The following is a 22,757-nucleotide window of genomic DNA, read 5'->3' as shown; positions in this document are numbered from 1 at the left end:
AAATAAGGAATTGTGGCTATAGAAAAATGATAGCGTTTTCTTAATATTTTAAAAAGGATTGGTGGAGTATTATGAAAAAAACTGCCCATATAATTTCTCATTCGCACTGGGATAGAGAATGGTATCTACCTTTTGAACAGCATCGTTATTATTTTATTAAATTAATGAATCATTTAATTGAACAATTCAAAAAGGATGGTAATGCATTTAAGTCTTTTCATCTAGACGGACAAACTATTTTATTAGAAGACTATTTCGATGTTCACCCTGAAAATAGAGATATTGTTAAACAATTAATTAAAGAAAAGAAAATACATATTGGCCCTTGGTACATTTTGCAAGATGCCTTTTTAACTAGTTCAGAATCTAATGTGAGGAATTTACAAATTGGTTTGAATGATACGAAGAGTTATGGACATGTATCTAAAATTGGCTACTTTCCTGATACTTTTGGAATCTATGGGCAAGCACCACAACTTTTAAAACAAGCAAATATTCATACGGCTGCCTTTGGTCGAGGAGTTAAACCGACTGGATTTAATAATACTGTATCGGATACGCCTTCTTTTGAATCACCATTTTCAGAGATGGAATGGAAAGCACCAGACGGATCTAAAGTGTTAGGGATTTTATTCGCAAATTGGTATTCGAATGGAAACGAGATACCCGTTGACAAAAAAGAAGCAAAAGCTTTTTGGGATAAGAAACTGAAAGATGTTGAGAAATACGCATCAACGAATCAACTGTTATTTATGAATGGGTGTGACCACCAACCGCTACAAAAAGATGTACCAGAAGCAATAGAAACAGCAACGGGGCTTTACCCTAATTATACATTTAAACACTCAAGCTTTGATGAATATGTCACAGACCTAAATAAATCACTTCCAAAGAGTCTACAAACGATTGAAGGAGAGCTACGGAATCAACGTACAGATGGATGGTCTACACTTGTTAATACGGCATCAAGTCGAATTTATTTAAAACAATGGAATAATTATTGCCAGAATTTATTAGAGAAAGTTGCCGAGCCACTTGCAACGTTAAACTTTTTAACTGGAGCTCCTTATCCGCATAAATATATGCAGTTTATGTGGAAATCACTAATGAAAAATCATCCACATGATAGTATTTGTGGTTGCAGTATTGATGAAGTACACAGAGAAATGGTCACTCGGTTTGAAACTGTCGCACAAATGGGTGATGTATTTGTTAAGGATAAGTCTACTGAACTATCTCAGCGTATTGACACTTCCAGCGCACCAGAAGGCGGCATTCCTATTGTCATCATTAATACCACTGGCTGGTCAAAAAGTGATGTCGTTACGAAGGTAATAGATCTGGATAAAGTGTATTTTTCAGAAATGCCATTTGAGCAAATACCAGCTCATCTCGAAAATAAACCAGCATCATCTTATAAACTTGTAGATTGTGAAGGTAACCTAATTGATTTTCAAGCAGATGATCCTATTATTACATTTGATTATGATCTACCAGATGATAAATTCCGTCAACCGTATTATGCGAAGCGTGTAAAGCTCTCATTTTTTACAGAAGATATTCCAGCGTTTGGTTATAAAACGTTTTACTTTGTGCCGACATTTAGTCCTAAAGAATTAATAGAGGAAAATAAACCTGAAACAGAAAGCAATGAAATGGAAAATGAATATGTACATGTTAGTTTTCATGAAGATGGTAGCTTTGATTTAGCGGATAAAGTTACTGGTGAGTCCTTTAAACGTCTCGGGATATATGAGAATACTGGAGATGTAGGGAACGAATATATGTATAAAGAAGCAAAGGGACAGCCTGCAATAACAACAAGAGGTTCTATCGCTAAGTTTGAATGTATCGAACGTAGTGCATTTAGAACGATACTTGAATTTACACAAACACTTTCTATTCCTATTTCTGCTGATGATCAGTTAGTAAAAGAACGTAAACACCTCATTTGGCACAAGGAACGAGAAGCGGGTAGATCAGAGCAAATGGTAGACATAGCACTTAAAACCATTGTGACACTTGCAAAAGGGATGAAAGGTCCGTCTTTTAAATTAATCATTGATAACCAAGCAACAGATCACCGTTTACGTGTTTTGTTTCCAACAGGTATAAGAGCAGACAAACATAAAGCGGATAGTATTTTTGAAATTGTTTCTCGTCCAAATACACCAGAAAAAGAATGGGAGAATCCTAGTTTTTGTCATCATCAACATCGATTCAGTAGCTTATCTGATAACCAAAAAGGGTTGACGATCGCAACAGATGGTTTGCAAGAGTATGAAATATTAAAAGAAGACGGCACGATTGCAGTAACTGTTCTTCGTTCGGTTGCCGAGCTAGGAGATTGGGGAGACTTCCCAACGCCTGAAGCGCAATGTCAAGGATTACAGACGGCTGAATGGCAAGTGCTCCCACACGAATCAGATGTTATACAGTCACAAGCTTTTATTGATGCATATCAGTTTAAAGTACCATTTGTCGCTGTTCAAACGAGCATACATGAGGGTTTATTACCGGATAAACATCAATTTTTAAAGGTGAAGGCAGATGGGCTTGCATGGTCATCGATGAAAGTAGAAGAAGAGCGCGAAGATGTAATGGTGCGTTGGTTTAATCCCAATGAGAAGAAATTAACGTTACAAGCTCAGATTCAAAAGCATCAATCATATAAAAGCTCCATTCTCGAAGAAAAAACAAATAAAGAAGAAGATTTATATGAAATAGGAGAAAGTGAAATTATTACACTCGGTTTCGATAAAAAACTTTAGGAGTGAAGGAAATGGTAGAAAATATACCAGAATCATTACAAAAACTAATTAATCAAGTAAAAGAGTTTTTCCCTGGAGATGAGAAGTTACATCAGATGTTTGAGAACTGTTTTGTTAACACATATACAACGACATTAAAGCAACAAGAAGATGGTAAGACATTTGTTATTACAGGCGATATTCCGGCAATGTGGCTAAGGGACTCAGCTGCACAAGTACGTCCTTATCTATTAGCCGCAGAAGAAGATAAAGAAATAGCCGATTTATTAGAAGGCGTCATTCGTCAACAATTTGATTTTATTTTGCATGATCCATATGCCAATGCATTTAATGAAAGTGCAAACGGTAAAGGACACCAAACTGATCAAACAGATATGACACCAAATATCTGGGAACGAAAATATGAGATTGATTCATTGTGTTATCCGATTCAATTAGCATATTTATTTTGGAAGTCTACAGGACGAACAGATTTTATTAAAGAAATGCTACAACCAGTAATGGAAACGATATTGAAAGTGTGGAGAACAGAGCAAGATCATGAAAAATTATCTAATTATACATTTTCACGTGCTGATGTTCGCCAATCGGACACATTAATACGTGATGGAAAAGGAGGGAAAGTCGTTCCTACTGGTATGACATGGAGTGCTTTTCGTCCGAGTGATGACGCATGTATGTATGGTTATTTAGTACCTGCTAATATGTTTGCTGTTGTAGCACTTGGTTATGCAGCTGAAATGGCGGATGAAGTGATTAATAAGCCTTCTCTTAAAGAAGAGTGCTTAAAACTTCGCGCCGATATACAACAAGGAATTGAGGCGCATGGTAAGCTGAACCATCCATTTCATGGAGATGTTTATGTTTATGAAACAGATGGAGATGGTCAGTACAATATGATGGATGATGCCAATGTTCCAAGTCTTTTAGCTGCTCCGTACTTAGGATATCTTCCATATGAAGATGCTGTCTACAAGAATACACGTAATTTTTTATTAAGCCGAGATAATCCTTATTATTATGAAGGGAAATGTGCCAAAGGAATTGGTAGTCCCCATACACCTGATCATTACGTCTGGCACATCGCATTCGCAATTGAAGGGATGACAACGACAGATGAAGCAGAAAAGCAACGTATTCTAAGTTATTTTAAAAATACAGATGGTGGAACCAATTACATGCATGAGGGCTTTGACACGGATAGACCAGAAGAATTTACAAGGGATTGGTTTGCTTGGGCAAATAGTATGTTTAGTGAATTTGTATTGAGCTTAACTGGTAAAGCCGTGAAAGGAAGTCCGTTAGAAAAGCAATTAGCAAAAAAATAACATAGCTTAACTTTTATTGAAAGTAGCTTTGTTAGAAGAAAAGAGGAGAACATAATGAAAAGAACACCATGGTTGCTCGTTGTCTTTGAATGGATATGGAAAGCGATATTGCTAAATTGGTATTGGTTTGCATTTACAATCTTAGGATTGGGTATTTTCGGCTTTTTTCCTGCGTCTATTGCGTTATTTCACGTTTTGCGGAAATGGATGAGGAAGCAGACGGACATACCTGTCTTCAAGGAATTTAAGCGTATTTATTTTAAAGAATGGAAGCAGGGCAATAAAATTGGCTTTGTTTTCTATGGAATTGCGTTTTTCCTTTATGTTGATATTCAAATTGTAGACCAATTAATGACAGGATTTTTAGCCAATTCCTTGTTTATTTTATTATGGATCCTCTTTTTTATATTATTACTAGCTGTCGGTTATTTCTTTGCGATTTATTCTCACTATGAATTATCCAATAAGGTGTATCTGAAGCAGTCTTTTCTATTCGCATTAACCAGCCTTCCTACGACAATATTAATCATTTTAGGTTTTTCATTAATAGGATATATGATTTATGAAAAACCAGGATTAATACCGTTTGTTTCAGCTGTGTTACCAGCGTTTTGGATGATGAGAGTAACGTTAAGCCGATTTACCGCTATTGAGAAACGAACGCAACAAACAGGGTGATGAATCAACAAATGTATGCTAATAGGAGGAATGAAGATGAAGTTGAACATAAAAGGAGACATATCTTCTGTAATAGAAGGTTTGCAAATAATAGCTAGTGAATTAGATATTGAGCTTTCAGCAGATGGTTATCCTATTCAAGTTAAGCAGGAGAAAGACTGCCTAAGTGTGTCAAACAAAAATAATCAAGGAGAAATTATTTTTAATAAACCAGTTCAATTTTTTCGAGCATTAGGCATATGGTTAGAACGATTTAAAGAAACAAATCAATTCCATGTATCAGAACAAGTACAGTTTGAGATGTCTGGGGTGATGATAGATGCTTCACGTAATGCAGTTCCTACAGTATCAGACATTAAGCGATTGCTAAGAAAAATGGCAATTATGGGATTAGATAGTTTAATGTTATATACCGAAGATACGTACGAAGTGAAGGAACACCCTTATTTCGGATATATGCGTGGAAGGTATACCGCGGAGGAATTAAGAATTTGTGATGAATATGGCTATCAATTGGGGATTGAGATGATTCCATGTATTCAAACCTTAGGTCATTTACGTGAAGCAATTAAGTGGAATTATGCTTCAAATTTTAAAGATACAGATGATATATTACTAGTCGATGAACCGGAAACATATACATTTTTAGAAAACTGTATAAAGGCAACTTCCCAAGCTTTTAAAACGAAACGTATTCACATAGGAATGGATGAAACCTTTCAATTAGGGTTGGGAAAATACTTAGAAAAGCATGGTTATGAAAATCATATTGAGATAATGAATAGGCATTTACAAAAGGTTGTTGCACTAACCGAAAAGTATGGATATAAACCAATGATATGGAGCGATATGTATTCCCCATTATTTGCTGAAGATAGTAATTATCGTGATGAAGACGGCCAAATACGATCGGATATTATTGATGGAATACCAGATGTGGAGCTTGTTTATTGGAATTACTATGACAATAAGCAAGAAGTCTATGAAAATAGTTTTAAGCATCACAAGGAGCTAGGCCGCAAGCCAATTTTTGCTGGTGGAGCATGGACTTGGAATGGCATTGCACCAAACTATGGAAAAGCAGTTGCTACTACTGAAGCATCTATGCGAGCTTGTAAAAAGGAAGAGATTCAAGAAGTTTTTGTAACACTTTGGGGTGATAATGGCGCAGAAACACCTTTCTCTACTGCGTATCCAATCCTTCAACTATTTGCTGAACACACGTACCATCGAGATGTAACAGCAGAACAGATAAATAACCGCTTTAAGTTCTGCTGCAATGGTAACTTTGAAGATTTTATGATTTTGAAATACTTAGATGAAACACCTGGTGTAATGAAAGACAACATGAATATATCTATGACTTCAAAAGTGACCTTATATCAAGATATTTTACTTGGTTTATATGACGAAAATATTAAAGGGTTAGGACTTGGAGAGCACTATAGAAATTTAGTTCCAATGATTGAAAAAGCTAAAAATAATAATCCGGAATGGAAGCGCTTATTTAATTTCTATCAACAATTAGCAAGTGTGTTGGGCGTTAAGGCCGAGCTAGGTCTCCAATTAAAAGCTGCTTATGATAGAAAAGACATTGAAAAAGTTAGATCATTTCTTACTCAGTTAGACTGGGTGAAAACAAATGTAGATAAACTTCGTACATTGCATCGTGATATCTGGCTTGAAGCTTATAAACCATTTGGCTGGGAAGTAATAGATATCCGATATGGAGGGGTAATAACACGAATCGATTCCGTTAAATATCGTATTAATCAATGGTTGGAAGGGGAAATAGATCACTTAGAAGAGTTAGAGGAAGAACGCTTGCTTCATGATGGTCCATGGGAGATTGTTGACGGATTAATTGGTGGAAACATTTATCACCGGATTGTAACTGCTGGTAATTTTTCGTTATAAATAAAAGAAGCCGGGGTGAAAATATGTTTTTAACCGAAAGGAAATTTGAAGCGCGTATCAATGAATTGGAAGGCTATCGTTATCGTGATTGTTTTGATATTCCACATTTTTATACGTATGAAGATGATGGACAAATTGGCAATCACCCACCGAGAAACTACAACGAGAAAATCTATATGAAACTGGGAGATTATTGGAAAGGAAGAGACCGTTATCTATGGTTACATGCTGAAATAGATCAACATTTGCAATTTCAGGACAAGCAAATGGTAGGGCTCTTTTCGTTCGGTAAAACAGGCGGAGGAAATAACTCCGGTTTCGAATCCTTATTATTTGTAAATGGTAAACCGTATCAAGGTGTTGATTCTAATCACGAGGAAGTTCTGTTTGATAAGGAGCTTCAAACAGCCCCACTTCAATTAGATTTCAGACTTTGGTCTGGACTTGAAGGCGGAGGTATCCCAATTGAAAATGAATTCAAATTGGAAACGGCAAAAATCGGTTGGTTAGATAAGCAATTGGATCAGTTATATTACACTTTATTAGCTGCTTACGAAGTATTAAAAGAAAGTAATGAAAATGATGAGCATTATTCTATTATCAAACAAATGCTTCAAGATACATTTAAGACGATTGATTGGACTGAACCAGGAAGTGACGTTTTTTATCAATCCTGTTATCAAGCAGAAGCTAATTTAAGTCGAGCAGTTGAAGCAGTAGAGAAACATTCTGATATCACTATACATGCTGTTGGACATACACATATTGATGTTGCTTGGCTATGGCGATTAAGAAATACTAGGGAAAAGTCAGCACGTTCCTTTTCAACGGTATTACAGTTAATGAAACAGTTCCCTGAATATTTATTTTTACAAACACAACCACAACTATATCGTTATATAAAAGAAGACTATCCGGAAATTTATCAGCAAATAAAACAGAAGGTAGCAGATGGGAATTGGGAAGTCGGAGGTGCAATGTGGTTAGAAGCTGACTGTAATATTCCAAGTGGTGAGTCACTTGTTCGACAAATCTTACACGGAAAAAGGTTTTTCAAAGAGGAGTTTGGTGTGGATTGTCAGTACTTATGGTTACCTGATGTCTTTGGTTATAGCTGGGCGTTACCTCAGATTTTACAAAAGTCAGGTATTAAAACAATGATGACAACAAAGATAAGCTGGAATCAGTATAATCGTATGCCACATGACACCTTTTATTGGAAGGGGATTGATGGAACAGAGATTTTAACACATTTTATTACTACTCCAGAACCTTGGAATGATGCAGATTCTTGGTTCTATACGTATAATGGCTTCATCACAGCAAAAACAGTACGAGGGGCATGGGAGAGCTACCGGGATAAGGATTTATCTAAGGATTTATTACTTTCTTATGGTTATGGAGATGGTGGTGGTGGAGTTAATCGTCATATGCTTGAAATGCGACGAAGATTTGATCAATTACCAGGAATGCCAAATGTGAAAACATCAATTGCCAATACTTTCTTTAATAAATTACATGAAAATGTAGAACAATCTTCTGGTTATGTTCATAAATGGGATGGTGAACTTTATTTAGAATATCACCGTGGTACTTACACAAGTCAAGCATTTATAAAAAAAATGAATCGGAAACTTGAACTTATGTATCGTAGAGCAGAGTTCTTAGCTTCTTGGCTATCAGAGGATCAAATGTTAGAAATGAATAAACAGTTGAAGAGTGGTTGGGAAATAATATTAAGAAATCAATTTCATGATATCATCCCAGGCTCATCTATTCGTGAAGTATATGAAGACGCTAAAGAAGAGTATGCAGAAGCCCTTCAGTTGGTGGAGAATTTGGAGTCGAACATTATTAGTAGACAGAAGGAAGAGGCAGAAGCTTCCGTTATCCTATTCAATACAATACATCAAACAGGAAAAAGAAACGTATTCATTTCAGAGTTTACTAATTATGCTGCTGGTATCTGGAAAGATAATAATAACAATCTATTGAATCACCAAAGACAGAAAGATGGTTGGCTTGTTGAAGTGGATAATTTACCTTCTTTTGGTGTTAGCCAATTGCATTTTCAACCATCACAAACAATACCAGAGCCATCAAAAAGTTTTAGCTATCATGATAAAAAACTAGAAACACCATTTTATCATGTTAAATGGGATGAACAAGGGCATATTATTGAGATTTATGATAAAGAAGCAAAACGTCAGATACTAGCTAATGGTAGCAAAGGGAATGTACTACAAATCTTTGAAGACAAACCACTTGCTCATGATGCATGGGATATCGACCTCTTTTATCAAGAAAAAATGGAAGAGATTAATGAACTTACTTCATTCACAGTAGCCGAAGATGGATTACTTACATTTAGTATGGAAGCGACTTGGTTATATCATGAAACCACCATAACGCAGAAGATAACCTTTTATCATAATGACCGTCGTATAGACTTTCAAACCTTTGTTGATTGGAAAGAAAAGAGAAAACTACTAAAGGTAGCCTTTCCAGTAGAGATTCGTGCTACAGAAGCCACTTATGATATTCAGTATGGAAATGTAAAACGTCCAACACACTGGAATACAAGCTGGGATATGGCGAAGTTCGAAACGGTTGGCCACCAGTGGGCTGATTTATCAGAGCCGGATTACGGTGTTAGCTTACTAAATGATTCTAAGTATGGCTACGATATAAAAGAAAATGTCATGCGATTAACCTTATTAAAAGCTGCAATGCATCCCGATCCAGAAGCGGATATAGGCGAACATGCATTTACTTATTCGCTCTACCCTCATTTAGGTGATTGGCGTGATGCAAAAACAAAAGTGAAGGCATGGGAGTTAAATGATTCAATATTAGCAGTGAAAGGGAAATGGACAGGTAATCATTCATTTATTGAAACTACTGCGGATCATGTTTGGGTTGATGCAATTAAACCAGCATATGATGGTAAGGAGATTATCGTTCGTTTACATGAATTTGAAGGTCGCAGAGGAAGTGTACCTCTTATCGTTCACAAAAAGTACAAGTCATGGGTTGAAACAGATCTAATGGAAGAGCCTATTGGAAACATTTCAGAATCATCTATTTCGTTAAATATTAAACCATATGAAATAAAAACAATAAAAATACTATTTTAAAATGAAGAGTCTGCTGTCTATATGTCAGCAGACTTTTTCATTTATTTAATAATGTTTAATCTTAATATTTATTTCTAAGATTTTTGCAGTTAATCGAAAATTAATCAACTATAAATCGGTAGAGAAAAGCTTTAAAATATAACTATGAAGGCGCTTACAATAAATTGTTTAATAGCAAACTACTGACTGAAGGAATGTAATAATTCATTAGGACTACTTAGTAAACCATGTAGCAGACAATAACTTGTTACATACTAAAAAATCAGCATACCGAAATTCTATTAAACACGAAGGAGGAGAAAAATGAAAAAAATAGCACGCGATATATACACAAATCGAACTTGGCTTCTAATGGTCTTACCCGGAACAATATGGCTTCTTATATTTGCTTACCTACCAATGTTTGGGCAAGTATTAGCTTTTAAAAAATTCCGGATAGATCCTGATGGCTTCTTCGCAAGTGTTATCAATAGTGAATGGGTAGGTTTTGACAACTTTAAATACTTATTTAGTACAGATGACGCATGGATTATTACAAGAAACACACTTGTGTATAATACTATTTTTATTGTATTAGGGCTTGTATTTGCAGTAGCCACAGCTATTTTACTTAGTGAGATGTTAAGTAAAAAATTATCGAAATTTTATCAGACTTCCATTCTATTTCCTCACTTTATTTCATGGGTTATCGGAAGTTACTTTGTTTTCACTTTTTTAAGCGCTGATTATGGATTGTTAAATTATATTCTCGAATGGTTCAACATTGATCCAGTAGCCTGGTATAGTGAGCCAAAATACTGGCCGTTTATTATTGTATTTATGAGCTTATGGAAAGGCGTCGGCTATGGTAGTATTGTTTATTTAGCTTCAATTGTAGGTATTGACCGAACATATTATGAAGCCGCAATGATTGATGGAGCATCCAAATGGAACCAAATCAAGAATATTACTATACCAATGTTAAAACCTCTAATGATTATTTTAACCATTATGAATATAGGTAAGATTTTCAACTCCGATTTTGGATTATTTTATCAAGTACCAAGGGATTCAGGTGCCTTATATTCTGTAACAAACGTAATAGATACATTCGTTTATCGCGGTTTGATGAATTTGGGTGATATCGGTATGAGTACAGCAGCTGGACTATATCAGTCAGTAGTAGGTTTCGTACTTGTGATCATTACAAACTATATTGTACGAAAAATTGACGAAGAGAGTGCTCTGTTCTAACTTGTATTACTTACCATACGGTTAGCTATCGACCACTCCATTGGATTGGAAATTTAGAAAGGAGGTCAAATGAAGACCATGGGAAAAAAATATCGAGATCCTCAGCGATTACACCCGGTTGTAAATATAATTGTTACAGTATTATTAGGTATTTTAGCAATTGCATGTATTTTTCCGTTTATCTATGTTGTTATTATTTCTTTAACTAGTGAACAAAGTATTGTGAAAAATGGTTTTCAACTTATACCAGAAGCTTGGAGTAGCGATGCCTATCAATATTTGTGGAGCATGAGAGGTCAATTATTTCGTTCATATGGTGTATCCATTTTTGTTACCGTTGTTGGAACAGCTATAAGTGTATTAATGATAACATTTTATGCTTATGCTATATCAAGACCTCAATTTCAATATCGACGATTCTTTACAATGCTTGCTTTCTTTACGATGTTATTTAGTGGTGGATTAGTTCCGATGTATATTGTTGTAACACAGTTTCTTGAATTAAAAGATACTGTTTGGGCATTAATACTGCCTCTTACAATGAATGCCTTTTATATAATTATCATGAGGACATTCTTTATGAAATCAGTTTCTGAATCAATCTTGGAATCAGCACGTATCGATGGAGCAAGTGAATGGCGTATTTTCTTTCAGATTATATTTCCATTATCCTTACCAGGGATTGCGACAATTGCCTTGTTTAGTACACTAGGTTATTGGAATGATTGGTTTCAAGCTTTACTTTATATTAATGATCCTAATTTAGTACCACTTCAATCATTATTAATGAAAATAGAGGCAAACCTCGAATTTATGAGAGAGAATATGGACGTTGCTAACATGCAACAAAGCTTGTTTAGTACAATTCCACAAGAATCAGCAAAAATGGCCATGGTTGTAATTGCCACCTTGCCAATTGCGGTATCGTATCCGTTTTTCCAAAAATATTTTATAAGCGGACTTACTATTGGTGGCGTTAAAGAATAAAACAACAGAAAGAGGAGTGATGAAATGAAGAAGAAGTTGGGGTTTTTATTGGCGTTATTTGTAGTAATAGGTTTTATACTTACTGCGTGTGGTGATGAAGAAAGCACGGCAGACAATGGATCAGATGGTGAAACATATGAGATTAAATGGTACACTGTTGGAACACCACAACCAGATACGGAGAAAGTTTTTGAAGAAGTGAATGATTACATTAAAGATAAAATTAATGCCACTGTAAAGATGACACAAATTGATTGGGGCGATTGGGATCAAAAGTCTCAAGTAATGATTAACTCTGGTGAACCATTTGATATTATATTTACCAATGGAACAAATTATATTCAAAACGCTCAAAAAGGTGCATTTGTTGCAATTGATGATATGTTAGATGAGGAAGGAAAAGAATTAAAAGAAGAGATCAATCCTACGCTTTTAGAAGGAATTAAAGTCGATGGAAAAATATATGGTGTTCCTTCTAATAAAGAAGCAGCAAGACAAACGGTTTATTCGTTTAACAAACGATTAGTAGACAAGTATGATTTTGATCTTTCCAAGGTTAAAAGATTAGAAGATCTTGAACCAATGCTAAAAGTGATTAAGGAAAATGAGCCAAATATTACACCTATGGCAACCTTTAATGCATATTTACCATATGATTATATCTTTAATAATGAAATGCCATTCGCTATTCCATTTGAAGGCAATACAGATGAGGTAATCAATCACTTTGAATCTGATTTAACAATGGAAACGTATAAGACGATGCACCAATACTTTAATGCTGGATATTTAAAACAAGATGCAGCTACAAGTAAAGATAGCTGGCCAATGGATGTAGAAAATTGGTTTGTCCGTATGGGAGATACCCAGCCATATGCTGATTTAGTATGGAGTCGTGCAGCAAAGTATGAAATTGTTTCTGTGCCCGCAGAGCAACCTGTTACAATCAATGACTCTGTTTCTGGTGCTATCCAAGCTATTTCAACTACTTCTGATAATCCAGAGAAAGCGATGGAATTTTTAAATCTATTAAATACCGACCCATATCTTCGTAACCTTGTAGATAAAGGTATAGAAGATGTACATTATACAAAAAATGAAGATGATGTAATCGAAGACCTTCCAGCACGAATTGAACGTTATAACGTACCAACGTATTCATTAGGAAACCACTTTATTTTATACCTATACGAAAATGATCCTAAAGATAAGTGGGAGAAATTCCAAGAATTTAATGATTCAGCTATGGAAGCACCGACATTAGGTTTTCATTTCAATAGCGATCCAATTAGAACAGAACTTGCAGCGATAACGAACATTTCTAATGAATTTTATCCTGCATTAGCTACGGGCTCTGTAGATCCAGAAGAATACCTTCCGAAGTTTAATAAAAAATTGAAAGAAGCAGGACTTGATAAAGTTATACAAGAAATTCAAAGCCAATTTGATGAATGGAAAGCTACGGAATAACAATATTTGAAAATCAAGCTGGATAAATTACTCCAGCTTGATTTTGTTTCAATTTTATTTTGTGTTTAACTGTTAGAATAAATGGTAACCAGGTCTCATATTTTCTTATGCGTATTGTGCTATGATTAAAAAAAGTTGGATTCGAGGTTATCTATATGAAAATCTGGAGAAAAGCTCTGCGACGGTTTACTCATAATATATTTAATCGTTTATTCTTAATATCTTCTATTACAATTGTTGTAACCGTTATCGTATTGATTGTTACAATAACGAAGTACTACTCGGATATTATTATTCAAAAAGAAGTTAATATTAATAATAGAACACTAGAGAGAGTCGAAGATTATGTTTCAGATAAAGATTTAGATATAAAAAAGTCAATAAGAGATTTATATATTAACGAAGGTTTAATTGATGACATTTCTTTTGTTCTTCATAACGGTTATGTAGACTATTTAGAATATCGCTTAGATAAATTTTCACAGAATAAATCTTTTATACCTGATAATATCGAGACATATTTCACTAATTATTTTGGTCAAGATAGTGAATTAAATGCGATTAGTATATGCTCATTAGAAGACCCAACGATTGAATATTTAGTAGTTAATAATAACATTCAATGGAATAATAGCATTGTTGATAGTGACTTAATATTAGGTAATTTAGTAGGACAAGGAATAGAACAAGTAGCAGAAGAATCACTACCAAGTCAACGTAAACTTAAGAACACAATTACGATAAAAAAAATAATTAATAACCCTGTAACTCTTAAAAATATTGGAGAGATATCTTTTTATTTTTCAACCGATCGTATTGATAGAATTTTAAAGAAGCGTGAAGGTGTTTCTAATTCTTTCTTTTTATTGGACAGAGATGGTGATATCGCTTACGCATTTAATAATGGTGTTCCAATAAGTATGCTTAATCAAATAAAGAACGAAACAAATGAAACAGAAATAGAATGGGATAGTGCTAATTATTACGTTAATACCATTGCTAATAAAGGAGAATTTACATATATCGGTGTAATTCCTGATAAAGGTTGGGCAGAGCTCTCCGTTATTAGAGGAACCATGTGGATTCTTATCATATCGGTTATTGTAATTGCACTTTTAGTTACTTATTCGATCACATTTAATTATTCTAGGAGAATTAAGACGATTGTGTCCGTTATTCGCCAAGTTGAAGAAAGGAATTTGGATGCTAGAATTCCAGAATCGAAACATAAAGATGAATTAACAGAGATTGCCGTCAATATAAATTCCATGTTAAACGAACTGAATATTTACATACATCAATTTTATTTACTGAATATTAAGCAACAACAAGCCGAATTAAAAGCACTGCAAGCACAAATCGATCCACATTTTTTATTTAATACGCTTGAAGCAATAAGAATGGTAGCTATTGTTGAAGGATCACAGACATCCGGTAAAATGATTTTTCATTTATCTAAACTATTTAGATATTCATTACAGTCCAATGATACCGTACCTTTATATACGGAAATAGAAAACGTGAATCAATATATAAAATTAATGCAGTTTAAATACCCCAATAAATTACAAGTTCGTTTTGATGTACCTAGTGACGTCAAACAAATACTTGTACAAAAATTAATTTTACAACCAATTATTGAGAATTATTTTATTCATGGATTTAAAAAAGATCGTTTAGACAATCAATTAATTATTCGAGTGATAGAACTAGAAGATCAAATAAACATTATTGTAGATGACAATGGCAAAGGAATGACAGAGGAGAGACTAGATCAGGTTATGCGCTACCTTGAAACGATAGAGAATGAAGAGGTCCAATCGATTGGTTTAAGGAATATTCATCAGCGTTTAAAATTAAAATACGGAAACGCTTTTGGGATTACAATACAAACTAATGAATATGCGGGAATAAGTGTCATATTATCCATACCTAAAAGAGGTGATAGACATGTATAAAGTACTTATTGTTGATGACGAAACCATAATCACAGCAGGAATGAAAGCATTATTAGATTGGGAGGATTATGGGTTTGAAATTGTCGCGACTGCTGACAGTGGAGAGCAAGCCTTAGAATTTATCGAAAATAATACTATAGACTTATTAATTACTGATATATTAATGGATAGAATGACAGGATTAGAATTAATAAAAAAAGCGATAGAAATTCAGCCGCAAATGAAAAGTATTGTTTTGACTGGTTATCAAGAATTTAAGTACATCAAAAAAAGTTTATTGCTGGGTGTTGAAAACTACTTGGTAAAGCCTGTAGATGAAGTTGAACTAATTGCAACCCTTCAAAATATTGGGCAAAAAATGAATGTAATTAATGATAAGAATGAGGCAGAACATTCTTTTACTTTAAAAGATAACGCATTATGGCAATTTTTAAATGGTGAAATTGATAAGCATGATTGTTTAGAAAGGCTATCGCTATATAATGTAACGTTTAACCAACCTTATTTTAATGTATCCATTTTAAGCTTTGAAAATTATCAAAATACTGAAACGAAGCATGCAATTAGAAATTATATTTATTCGAATTATACAGCCGACTGTCTGTATAGTCCGAACCAAGAACTTATCATTATTTTCGAAGGTTTAAACGAAGAGCAATTGTATTCTGATAATCAAACTTTAGTAAATGATTTAAAAACAGGGGAATTAAAAACAGGCTTATTTTATTTATCAATGGGCGAACCTGTTTCGCAAATGGAAACGATTGTCGATAGTTTTACTAATGCGATAGAAAACAGCTTACTTGAATTATATTCTCAACCTAATGTATTGATTTCTAGTCGGTTTGTTGTGAACAAGCAGCGAGAGTTGAAAGAACAACAAGTTTTAAAGGATGAAATAGTAAAGCAAATGCTTAACCGAGAAGGTGAGCCATTAAACGTAATTGATACTTTCTTTCAATATCTTGTTCACCACTCTAAATATATCTCGCCACAGGTAGCTAGAAGATATACCTTTGATTTTATATCTTATATTCACTATTCACTTAAAACGGATGATATATCTTACTATACAGCATCCGTTGAAAAAATATCTTATAGTCAGGATGTTAATCAATTAAAAGAAATATTAAAGGAATATTGCTATGAATTAATGCTATCCATTCACGAACAGAAAAGTGAGCGAAGTCCAATCGTTCAGAATGTACTAGATTTTATTCACGCGCATTACAACGAAGGAATATCATTAAAGACTTTAGGACAACAATTCCATGTTAACGCAATCTATTTAGGGCAACTGTTTCAAAAGGAACTAGGAATTGTTTTTTCTGAGTATCTGAATCGGTATAGATTAGAAAAGGCAAAAGAGTTATTAAAAACAACACATTACCGTGCAGGAGAAATCGGAATTATAGTAGGCTATTCTGACACCACCTATTTTTACAAACAATTTAAGAAAAATGTTGGTGCAACACCGAGCCAATGGAGAAATTTTTAACAGCCAAAAAGTAGTTATACACAAGCTAAAAACGAAAAACATTACTAAGATTGCATTGTTTAAAGCTAAACCGTGGATAACTAATCAAACTTATACACAACCTGTGCATAAACCTGAGGATAACTCTCTATATTTAGTAGCGAACAATTATTCTTATACAAAATATGCAAAACAGTTTTGTAGTGCACTAAGAAAAGTTGTGGAAAACCTGTGCATAACCGATTAATTCCTGTTGATAAAGAGTTTTTTATTTAGAATGTGCATAAAAATGTGGACAAAAGTTGAAAATCCAAAGATGCATTTCTGTGATAAAATAGTAAATAAAGAAAAACATAAGGGAGATATGTTATTTATGTATCAAGAGCCATTATTCTTAGAGCCTGTGTTTAAAGAGCGTATTTGGGGAGGTCACAAGCTACGTACGGAATTTAACTGTGATATTCCTAATGACCAAACTGGAGAGGCATGGGTAATTTCCGCACATCCAAATGGACCGAGTAAAATCATAAATGGAGAACTAGCTGGAAAAACCTTATTAGATGCATGGGAGCAGCAAGGTGAACTTTTTAATAAGACAGCAAACAATAACGAAGCTTTTCCGTTATTAATTAAAATATTAGATGCTGCAGCAGATTTATCTGTTCAAGTTCATCCTGACGATACTTATGCACGCGAAGTGGAAGGACAACCCTATGGTAAAACAGAGTGTTGGTATGTATTATCAGCAGAAGAAGGGGCAGAGATTGTCTGTGGACATCACGCACAAACGAAAGAAGAGCTTGCAAAAATGATTGAAGACGAAAATTGGGGGGACCTGTTGCGTCGTGTTCCAGTAAAAGCTGGTGATTTTGTTTATGTGCCAAGTGGTACGATTCATGCTATTGGTTCTGGATTAGTTATTTTAGAAACACAACAAAGCTCAGATATTACCTATCGTGTTTATGATTATGATCGAACCGATGCAGAAGGCAATACACGTGAATTACATCTCGATTCTTCAGTAGAAGTAACCACCGTGCCTCATCATACTCCAGATTACGATCAAGTAGTAGAGGAACTAGATGGGCTAACTGCAAAACGCTTAGTAACAGAAAACTATTTCACTGTGTATCATTGGGATCTTGATGGCGAAGTAAATCAAACACGTACAGCTGATTTCTTACAAGTAAGTGTAGTGGAGGGACAAGCTGTGTTAACGATCGATGGCAAAAAATTTAATATTAAAAAAGGAGACCACTTTATCATTCCTGCTACCATTTCAGATTTTCATTTAAGTGGAAAAGCGGAATGCTTAGTTTCCTATCCAACTCCAACAAAATAAGCTACTAAAAACTACGTCTAGGCGTAGTTTTTTATGTTTGAGGATAGTTCGTACTTAGAATGTTTTAATATGTATAAATGAGCACGTGATAGTAGATTATTTTTAATAATATAATAAGAAAACGTCATTTAAACTGATAAGAATTGCGAAAGAATATAGATATGCTATGATTAAACGCATTGTCATAAGTAAGGTTCTAAGTCATAATTGGAATAAGAAGTAATTTAATAGTAATTGTAAGCGTTATCTATAATAAAATAATAGATAACATGATTGAATTATTTTTTATTCAATATGAAAGAAGAACTCTATCACTGGATGTACTTTAATAGCCAGTAAACATAATAATGCAAAGGTGTGGCATGATGAATTATGATAAATTACACGGCATCGTAATGGAAGTGCAGAAAAAACAGTATATTATATTGACCAATGAAGGTGATTTTAAGCGAGTAAATAGAACAAAGGGATATATGCCTGAAGTTGGAGAGGAAGTTACTATTTCCGAGAACGATGTAGTAGAAAAAAAACAGCTCATAACCTCTGTACCTCATATTATCAAATTAATCGCGGTTGCTTTTCTCATAGTAATTGTGATAAATATCTTCTCTGCTAGATCAACAGAAGCTTCCTATGCAATTATTTTAAAAATTAATCCAAGTGTTGAAGTAATTGTTAACAGAGACTTGTCAGTGTTAGAAGTGAATCCTTTGAATCAAGAAGCAGAACAATTATTACAAACCATTGAGGAAGAGGATGTAACCTTATATGATTTTTCAAACCAATTTATTCAGCAAAGTATTACATCTGGTTATTTGAATAAAGAGGGAACAATTGCTAGTGTGATTGTTTCGCTAAATGATAAAAATATTTCATTCGAACAAGATTTCCGAAATGAGCTTACGAGTCGGTTAGCGGTTGAATCTGTTCAAGCAGATATAAAAATAAAACAATTGTCAGAAGATACGTATAACACCTTAAAAGAAAATCCCGAACAAATATACAGCTGGTAAAAAACAGTAAAAAAGGAAACTAAATAAGAATAATAAATTAGTACAAACAGTATACTTTTTAATTAATTACAATTTACTTGCAACAATGAATTCTATGTCAATAAATAACCGAGCGTTATCACTCGGTTATTTATTAGCTTAATCAAAATGATAGCTTATAAAGCAATTAATTCTCACCTAAAATATTTTTAATTAGCGACAATTCATCTTTTGTAAAAGAGGTATTGTCTAGTGCCTTTACATTCTCTTCAATTTGACTTACACGACTAGCGCCAATTAGCGCAGATACAACCGTTTTTTCTTGTAAAACCCAAGCAAGCGCCATTTGAGCAAGAGATTGCCCTCGTTCGTTTGCTAAGGCATCTAATTTCTTTACTTTTTCTATAACTTCGTTGGTGATATCCTTGTTATTAAGGAAAGGAATATGCTCTTTCGCTGCTCGCGAATCTTCTGGAATTCCTTTTAAATACTTGTTTGTTAATAATCCTTGTGCTAATGGTACAAATGCAATACATCCAGCTCCACCTTTTTCTAACACATCGGTTAGACCATCTTCAATCCAACGATTTAGCATGGAATAAGCAGCTTGATGAATAATAAACGGTGTACCTTGTCGTTGCAAAATCTCAATTGCTTTTTCTGTGTCGCCTGCAGAATAGTTAGATATACCAACATATAATGCCTTGCCTTGACGAACGACTAGGTCAAGTGCAGCCATTGTTTCCTCTAACGGTGTGTCCGGATCAGGACGATGATGATAGAAGATATCAACATAGTCTAATTGTAAACGCTTTAAACTTTGATCCAAGCTAGAAATTAAATATTTCTTTGAGCCCCAATCGCCATAAGGACCATCCCACATTTTATACCCAGCTTTAGTTGATATGATTAATTCATCTCGGTAAGGTTGAAAATCTTTTTTTAATATATTACCGAAGTTTTCTTCAGCCGATCCTGGTGGAGGCCCGTAATTATTTGCCAAGTCAAAATGTGTGATGCCTAAATCAAATGCTCGATGAAGCATGGCACGTTGATTTTCAACTGCATCAGTACCACCAAAATTGTTCCATAATCCAAGAGAAATAGCTGGAAGTTTCAATCCAGAATGACCAACGCGATGATATGGAATCTGTTCGTATCGATCTGTTGCTGCAATGTATGTCATGTGATCCATCTCCTTTTTAGGGTATATAACAATTATTCAATAAAAAAAATAAATCTCCTTTATTTTAGATAAAATAAAGGAGATTCGATTAACAAAGATTAATAGCCAACTTCAACAGCGGCGTTAACGATATACATTAGATCATTTTTGTCCTCTTGTTCTTCTAAAACAATTCCACTTATCGTTGCCATCCCGCCATCAACGATTTCAACCGTGACTGTGCCATATGGAATCTCTTTTCGAATTACTTCGATATCAACGAGATCTTTATCAGCGGGAACAGCTAATTTTACATTTACCTTCATATTGTCTAACGACTTTCCTGGTAAATATTCTTTTAATCCAGGCATTGAATTATAGTGGATGGCATTCTCTACTGCTCGGACAGCTGCCTTTGTTACATTTTGCCCGTGTGTATCAATCCCAACACCTGTTTCTATAAAAATAATATGTTCCATTATAACACTCCTTCGCTTATTGAGGTGTTTTGCTTCATATTATACTATTATTACATAATGATTTAAAATTTCCCGACATTTTATATGCTTATTTCCCGGGAAATGACATGTGTGTAATTAGATTATAAAGCTGTTTTTGTTAGTGAATATATCTGGAAAAATGTAAGGGAGGAGATGACATTGAAGAAAAAGCTAATTAAATTCATATACATTATAATACAAGTAAGTTTATTTCTTGGAGCTATTTATTTTTATATGAAGTTAATGCATATTTCAGAGAATTACGGTTTAGGAACAGAACAAGCAGCAAAAAGTTTTAATAAATCTTTGAGGTATGATATGTTGTTTTCTATATGTATTGCTCTTTTTTGTATAAATAACCTTGTCTCAATAATTATTAATAGACGCAAGAAAAAAAGGCAAGAACAAAAAGAATAGACTTTCTGTTCAAACCTTCTTGTGTGTGAGTGAAAAAATATTATACAACTTATTTGGCAAGTGGTGATCCCTTTACGTACTGGCCACACTGCGCTAACACAAACTCACTGAACATTGAATTAGCCCAAGCAAACCAAGATCTGGTGAATATATCTGGATTATCAACATGAAATCCTTCGTGCATCAAGTTCGTCTTAGCATCTGTTCGTTTAAATGTTTCAAGAATTGCTGCCTTTTCGTTTGATGAGGTAGCTGTTAATCCTTGAATGGAAAGAGCAATATGCCAAATGAAGTCTTCAGGAGTGTGCGGACTTCCAACTCCACTTGCAACTTCTCCACTATAATAATAAGGGTTAGAATCACTTAGAATAAATTTTCTTGTATTTAAATAAATAGGATCATCCGCATCACAGTAGCCTAAATAAGGAATAGATAACAAGCTTGGAACGTTAGCGTCATCCATTAAAAGGTGGTTGCCAAGCCCATCAGTTTCATAGGCATAAATAGTTCCAAACTTAGGATGTTCAACTTTTCCATACCTCTGAATACCTTGATCGATTTCTTCCGCAAGTTGAATGGCAACTTGCGCGAGAACAGTATCATCAAGTACTTCTGTTGCAATTTCTGCAATATACTTTAGTACAACAACTGCGAACATGTTCGAAGGAATTAAGTATCCATATTGGCATGCATCATCGCTAGGTCGGAATCCAGACCACGTCATTCCGGTATAACCAACAGGAGCACCTTTACCATCATGAGATAATGTATCTTGTGCGGGACAACTATCTCTAGAAAAATAATAACTTGATTTTTTGGTGTGATATTGTTCTATTTTCCAGGTTTCTATAATTGCTTTAGTTGCTTGTTCAAAAGTCGAATTAAAATGATCCGTACGGTTTGTCGCTTTCCATAATAGGTAAGCAAGTTGAATTGGATAGCAAAGCGAATCAATTTCATATTTGCGCTCCCACATAAGTGGAGTCATCTCTGTTTTATCGTCATGGTAGCGTTGGCCATTTGCAGTTTCATTAAAAGCATTTGCGTATGGGTCGTGTATGATATATTTAAGCTGCTTTTGAATGACACCATGAATCAAATCAGACATATATTCACTATTTTCAGCTAATAAAAGATAAGGGCGCACTTGTGCTGCTGAATCTCTTAACCACATTGCTGGTATATCTCCCGTAATAACAAATGTTGTTCCATCCTCTTGCGGACGCAAGGTAGTATCATATGTATTCGAGAAACAATTTTCAAACATAGTACGGATTTTTAAGTCATCTTTAAAATGTTGATTGATTATGTTCGTTAAGGATGTATTGAAGTCAGATAGTGATTTTTGCATGATGCATCACCCCTTTTCTATTGGTTAGTCCAGA

16 protein-coding genes are annotated in these 22,757 nt (G+C 34.3%); 13 read left to right on the top strand and 3 right to left on the bottom strand.

Going from position 1 to position 22,757, the window contains the following annotated elements:
• Positions 1 to 71: 71 nt before the first annotated feature.
• The 12 genes from HP569_RS06340 (at position 72) to HP569_RS06285 (ending at position 19,311) form a co-directional block, all read left to right on the top strand.
• Entirely contained in the window at positions 72 to 2,771 is a 2,700-nt protein-coding gene (locus tag HP569_RS06340) for an alpha-mannosidase (RefSeq protein ID WP_182200316.1), read from the top strand.
• An 11-nt stretch (positions 2,772 to 2,782) separates the two neighbouring features.
• Complete coding sequence (locus HP569_RS06335) at positions 2,783 to 4,099, top strand: glycoside hydrolase family 125 protein (RefSeq protein ID WP_182200315.1); 1,317 nt, start codon at positions 2,783 to 2,785, stop codon at positions 4,097 to 4,099.
• 54 nt (positions 4,100 to 4,153) lie between these two features.
• On the top strand, positions 4,154 to 4,777 hold the full coding sequence (locus HP569_RS06330) for a YesL family protein (protein ID WP_182200314.1): 624 nt from the start codon (positions 4,154 to 4,156) through the stop codon (positions 4,775 to 4,777).
• A 36-nt stretch (positions 4,778 to 4,813) separates the two neighbouring features.
• Positions 4,814 to 6,694, top strand: coding sequence for a beta-N-acetylhexosaminidase (locus HP569_RS06325; RefSeq protein ID WP_182200313.1), 1,881 nt, complete (start codon positions 4,814 to 4,816; stop codon positions 6,692 to 6,694).
• A gap of 23 nt (positions 6,695 to 6,717) precedes the next feature.
• Positions 6,718 to 9,831: an alpha-mannosidase gene (locus tag HP569_RS06320; protein WP_182200312.1), complete on the top strand. Its 3,114-nt coding sequence runs from the start codon at positions 6,718 to 6,720 to the stop codon at positions 9,829 to 9,831.
• A gap of 303 nt (positions 9,832 to 10,134) precedes the next feature.
• Positions 10,135 to 11,064, top strand: a complete 930-nt coding sequence (locus HP569_RS06315; protein WP_182200311.1) for an ABC transporter permease — start codon at positions 10,135 to 10,137, stop codon at positions 11,062 to 11,064.
• 69 nt (positions 11,065 to 11,133) lie between these two features.
• A complete protein-coding gene (locus HP569_RS06310; RefSeq protein WP_246366950.1) occupies positions 11,134 to 12,051 on the top strand; it encodes a carbohydrate ABC transporter permease in 918 nt (305 codons plus the stop codon).
• A 24-nt stretch (positions 12,052 to 12,075) separates the two neighbouring features.
• Positions 12,076 to 13,521, top strand: coding sequence for an ABC transporter substrate-binding protein (locus tag HP569_RS06305; protein ID WP_182200310.1), 1,446 nt, complete (start codon positions 12,076 to 12,078; stop codon positions 13,519 to 13,521).
• A gap of 155 nt (positions 13,522 to 13,676) precedes the next feature.
• The gene (locus HP569_RS06300; protein ID WP_182200309.1) at positions 13,677 to 15,479 is read left to right on the top strand and encodes a sensor histidine kinase; all 1,803 of its coding nucleotides are present in this window, start codon (positions 13,677 to 13,679) and stop codon (positions 15,477 to 15,479) included.
• Complete coding sequence (locus tag HP569_RS06295) at positions 15,472 to 16,977, top strand: response regulator transcription factor (protein ID WP_182200308.1); 1,506 nt, start codon at positions 15,472 to 15,474, stop codon at positions 16,975 to 16,977. The genes HP569_RS06300 and HP569_RS06295 overlap by 8 nt, the downstream gene beginning before the upstream one ends.
• A 352-nt stretch (positions 16,978 to 17,329) precedes the next feature.
• Positions 17,330 to 18,298, top strand: coding sequence for a mannose-6-phosphate isomerase, class I (gene manA / locus HP569_RS06290; RefSeq protein ID WP_182200363.1), 969 nt, complete (start codon positions 17,330 to 17,332; stop codon positions 18,296 to 18,298).
• 365 nt (positions 18,299 to 18,663) lie between these two features.
• The gene (locus HP569_RS06285) at positions 18,664 to 19,311 is read left to right on the top strand and encodes an anti-sigma factor domain-containing protein (RefSeq protein WP_182200307.1); all 648 of its coding nucleotides are present in this window, start codon (positions 18,664 to 18,666) and stop codon (positions 19,309 to 19,311) included.
• 166 nt (positions 19,312 to 19,477) lie between these two features.
• Here the strand turns inward: HP569_RS06285 and mgrA are convergent, their stop codons facing one another.
• Both mgrA and HP569_RS06275 read right to left on the bottom strand, forming a co-directional pair.
• The gene (gene mgrA, locus HP569_RS06280) at positions 19,478 to 20,476 is read right to left on the bottom strand and encodes an L-glyceraldehyde 3-phosphate reductase (protein ID WP_182200306.1); all 999 of its coding nucleotides are present in this window, start codon (positions 20,474 to 20,476) and stop codon (positions 19,478 to 19,480) included.
• Between the two features lie 98 nt (positions 20,477 to 20,574).
• Positions 20,575 to 20,934 carry a Lin0512 family protein gene (locus tag HP569_RS06275; RefSeq protein ID WP_182200305.1) on the bottom strand — a complete coding sequence of 120 codons (360 nt, stop codon included), beginning with the start codon at positions 20,932 to 20,934 and terminating at the stop codon, positions 20,575 to 20,577.
• Positions 20,935 to 21,114: 180 nt separating this feature from the next.
• On the opposite strand from HP569_RS06275, the gene HP569_RS06270 reads away from it, so the two are divergent.
• Positions 21,115 to 21,372: a hypothetical protein gene (locus HP569_RS06270; RefSeq protein WP_182200304.1), complete on the top strand. Its 258-nt coding sequence runs from the start codon at positions 21,115 to 21,117 to the stop codon at positions 21,370 to 21,372.
• 49 nt (positions 21,373 to 21,421) lie between these two features.
• Here the strand turns inward: HP569_RS06270 and HP569_RS06265 are convergent, their stop codons facing one another.
• Positions 21,422 to 22,723 (bottom strand): glycoside hydrolase family 125 protein, encoded by a 1,302-nt coding sequence (locus tag HP569_RS06265; RefSeq protein ID WP_182200303.1) that lies wholly within the window; start codon positions 22,721 to 22,723, stop codon positions 21,422 to 21,424.
• Between the last annotated feature and the right edge of the window lie 34 nt (positions 22,724 to 22,757).

Source organism: Paraliobacillus salinarum (genome assembly GCF_014083865.1).
Classification (GTDB): Bacteria; Bacillota; Bacilli; order Bacillales; family Amphibacillaceae; genus Paraliobacillus; species Paraliobacillus salinarum.
The sequence above is the reverse complement of the archived record's forward strand: the minus strand, read 5'-3'. Positions and strand labels throughout refer to the sequence as shown.

Excerpts from the sequence above, each read along its gene's own strand:
- HP569_RS06340 (WP_182200316.1), top strand. The coding sequence starts at position 72 with ATGAAAAAAACTGCCCATATAATTTCTCATTCGCACTGGGATAGAGAA.
- HP569_RS06335 (WP_182200315.1), top strand. The coding sequence starts at position 2,783 with ATGGTAGAAAATATACCAGAATCATTACAAAAACTAATTAATCAAGTA.
- HP569_RS06330 (WP_182200314.1), top strand. The coding sequence starts at position 4,154 with ATGAAAAGAACACCATGGTTGCTCGTTGTCTTTGAATGGATATGGAAA.
- HP569_RS06325 (WP_182200313.1), top strand. The coding sequence starts at position 4,814 with ATGAAGTTGAACATAAAAGGAGACATATCTTCTGTAATAGAAGGTTTG.
- HP569_RS06320 (WP_182200312.1), top strand. The coding sequence starts at position 6,718 with ATGTTTTTAACCGAAAGGAAATTTGAAGCGCGTATCAATGAATTGGAA.
- HP569_RS06315 (WP_182200311.1), top strand. The coding sequence starts at position 10,135 with ATGAAAAAAATAGCACGCGATATATACACAAATCGAACTTGGCTTCTA.
- HP569_RS06310 (WP_246366950.1), top strand. The coding sequence starts at position 11,134 with ATGAAGACCATGGGAAAAAAATATCGAGATCCTCAGCGATTACACCCG.
- HP569_RS06305 (WP_182200310.1), top strand. The coding sequence starts at position 12,076 with ATGAAGAAGAAGTTGGGGTTTTTATTGGCGTTATTTGTAGTAATAGGT.
- HP569_RS06300 (WP_182200309.1), top strand. The coding sequence starts at position 13,677 with ATGAAAATCTGGAGAAAAGCTCTGCGACGGTTTACTCATAATATATTT.
- HP569_RS06295 (WP_182200308.1), top strand. The coding sequence starts at position 15,472 with ATGTATAAAGTACTTATTGTTGATGACGAAACCATAATCACAGCAGGA.
- manA (WP_182200363.1), top strand. The coding sequence starts at position 17,330 with ATGTATCAAGAGCCATTATTCTTAGAGCCTGTGTTTAAAGAGCGTATT.
- HP569_RS06285 (WP_182200307.1), top strand. The coding sequence starts at position 18,664 with ATGAATTATGATAAATTACACGGCATCGTAATGGAAGTGCAGAAAAAA.
- mgrA (WP_182200306.1), bottom strand. The coding sequence starts at position 20,476 with ATGACATACATTGCAGCAACAGATCGATACGAACAGATTCCATATCAT.
- HP569_RS06275 (WP_182200305.1), bottom strand. The coding sequence starts at position 20,934 with ATGGAACATATTATTTTTATAGAAACAGGTGTTGGGATTGATACACAC.
- HP569_RS06265 (WP_182200303.1), bottom strand. The coding sequence starts at position 22,723 with ATGCAAAAATCACTATCTGACTTCAATACATCCTTAACGAACATAATC.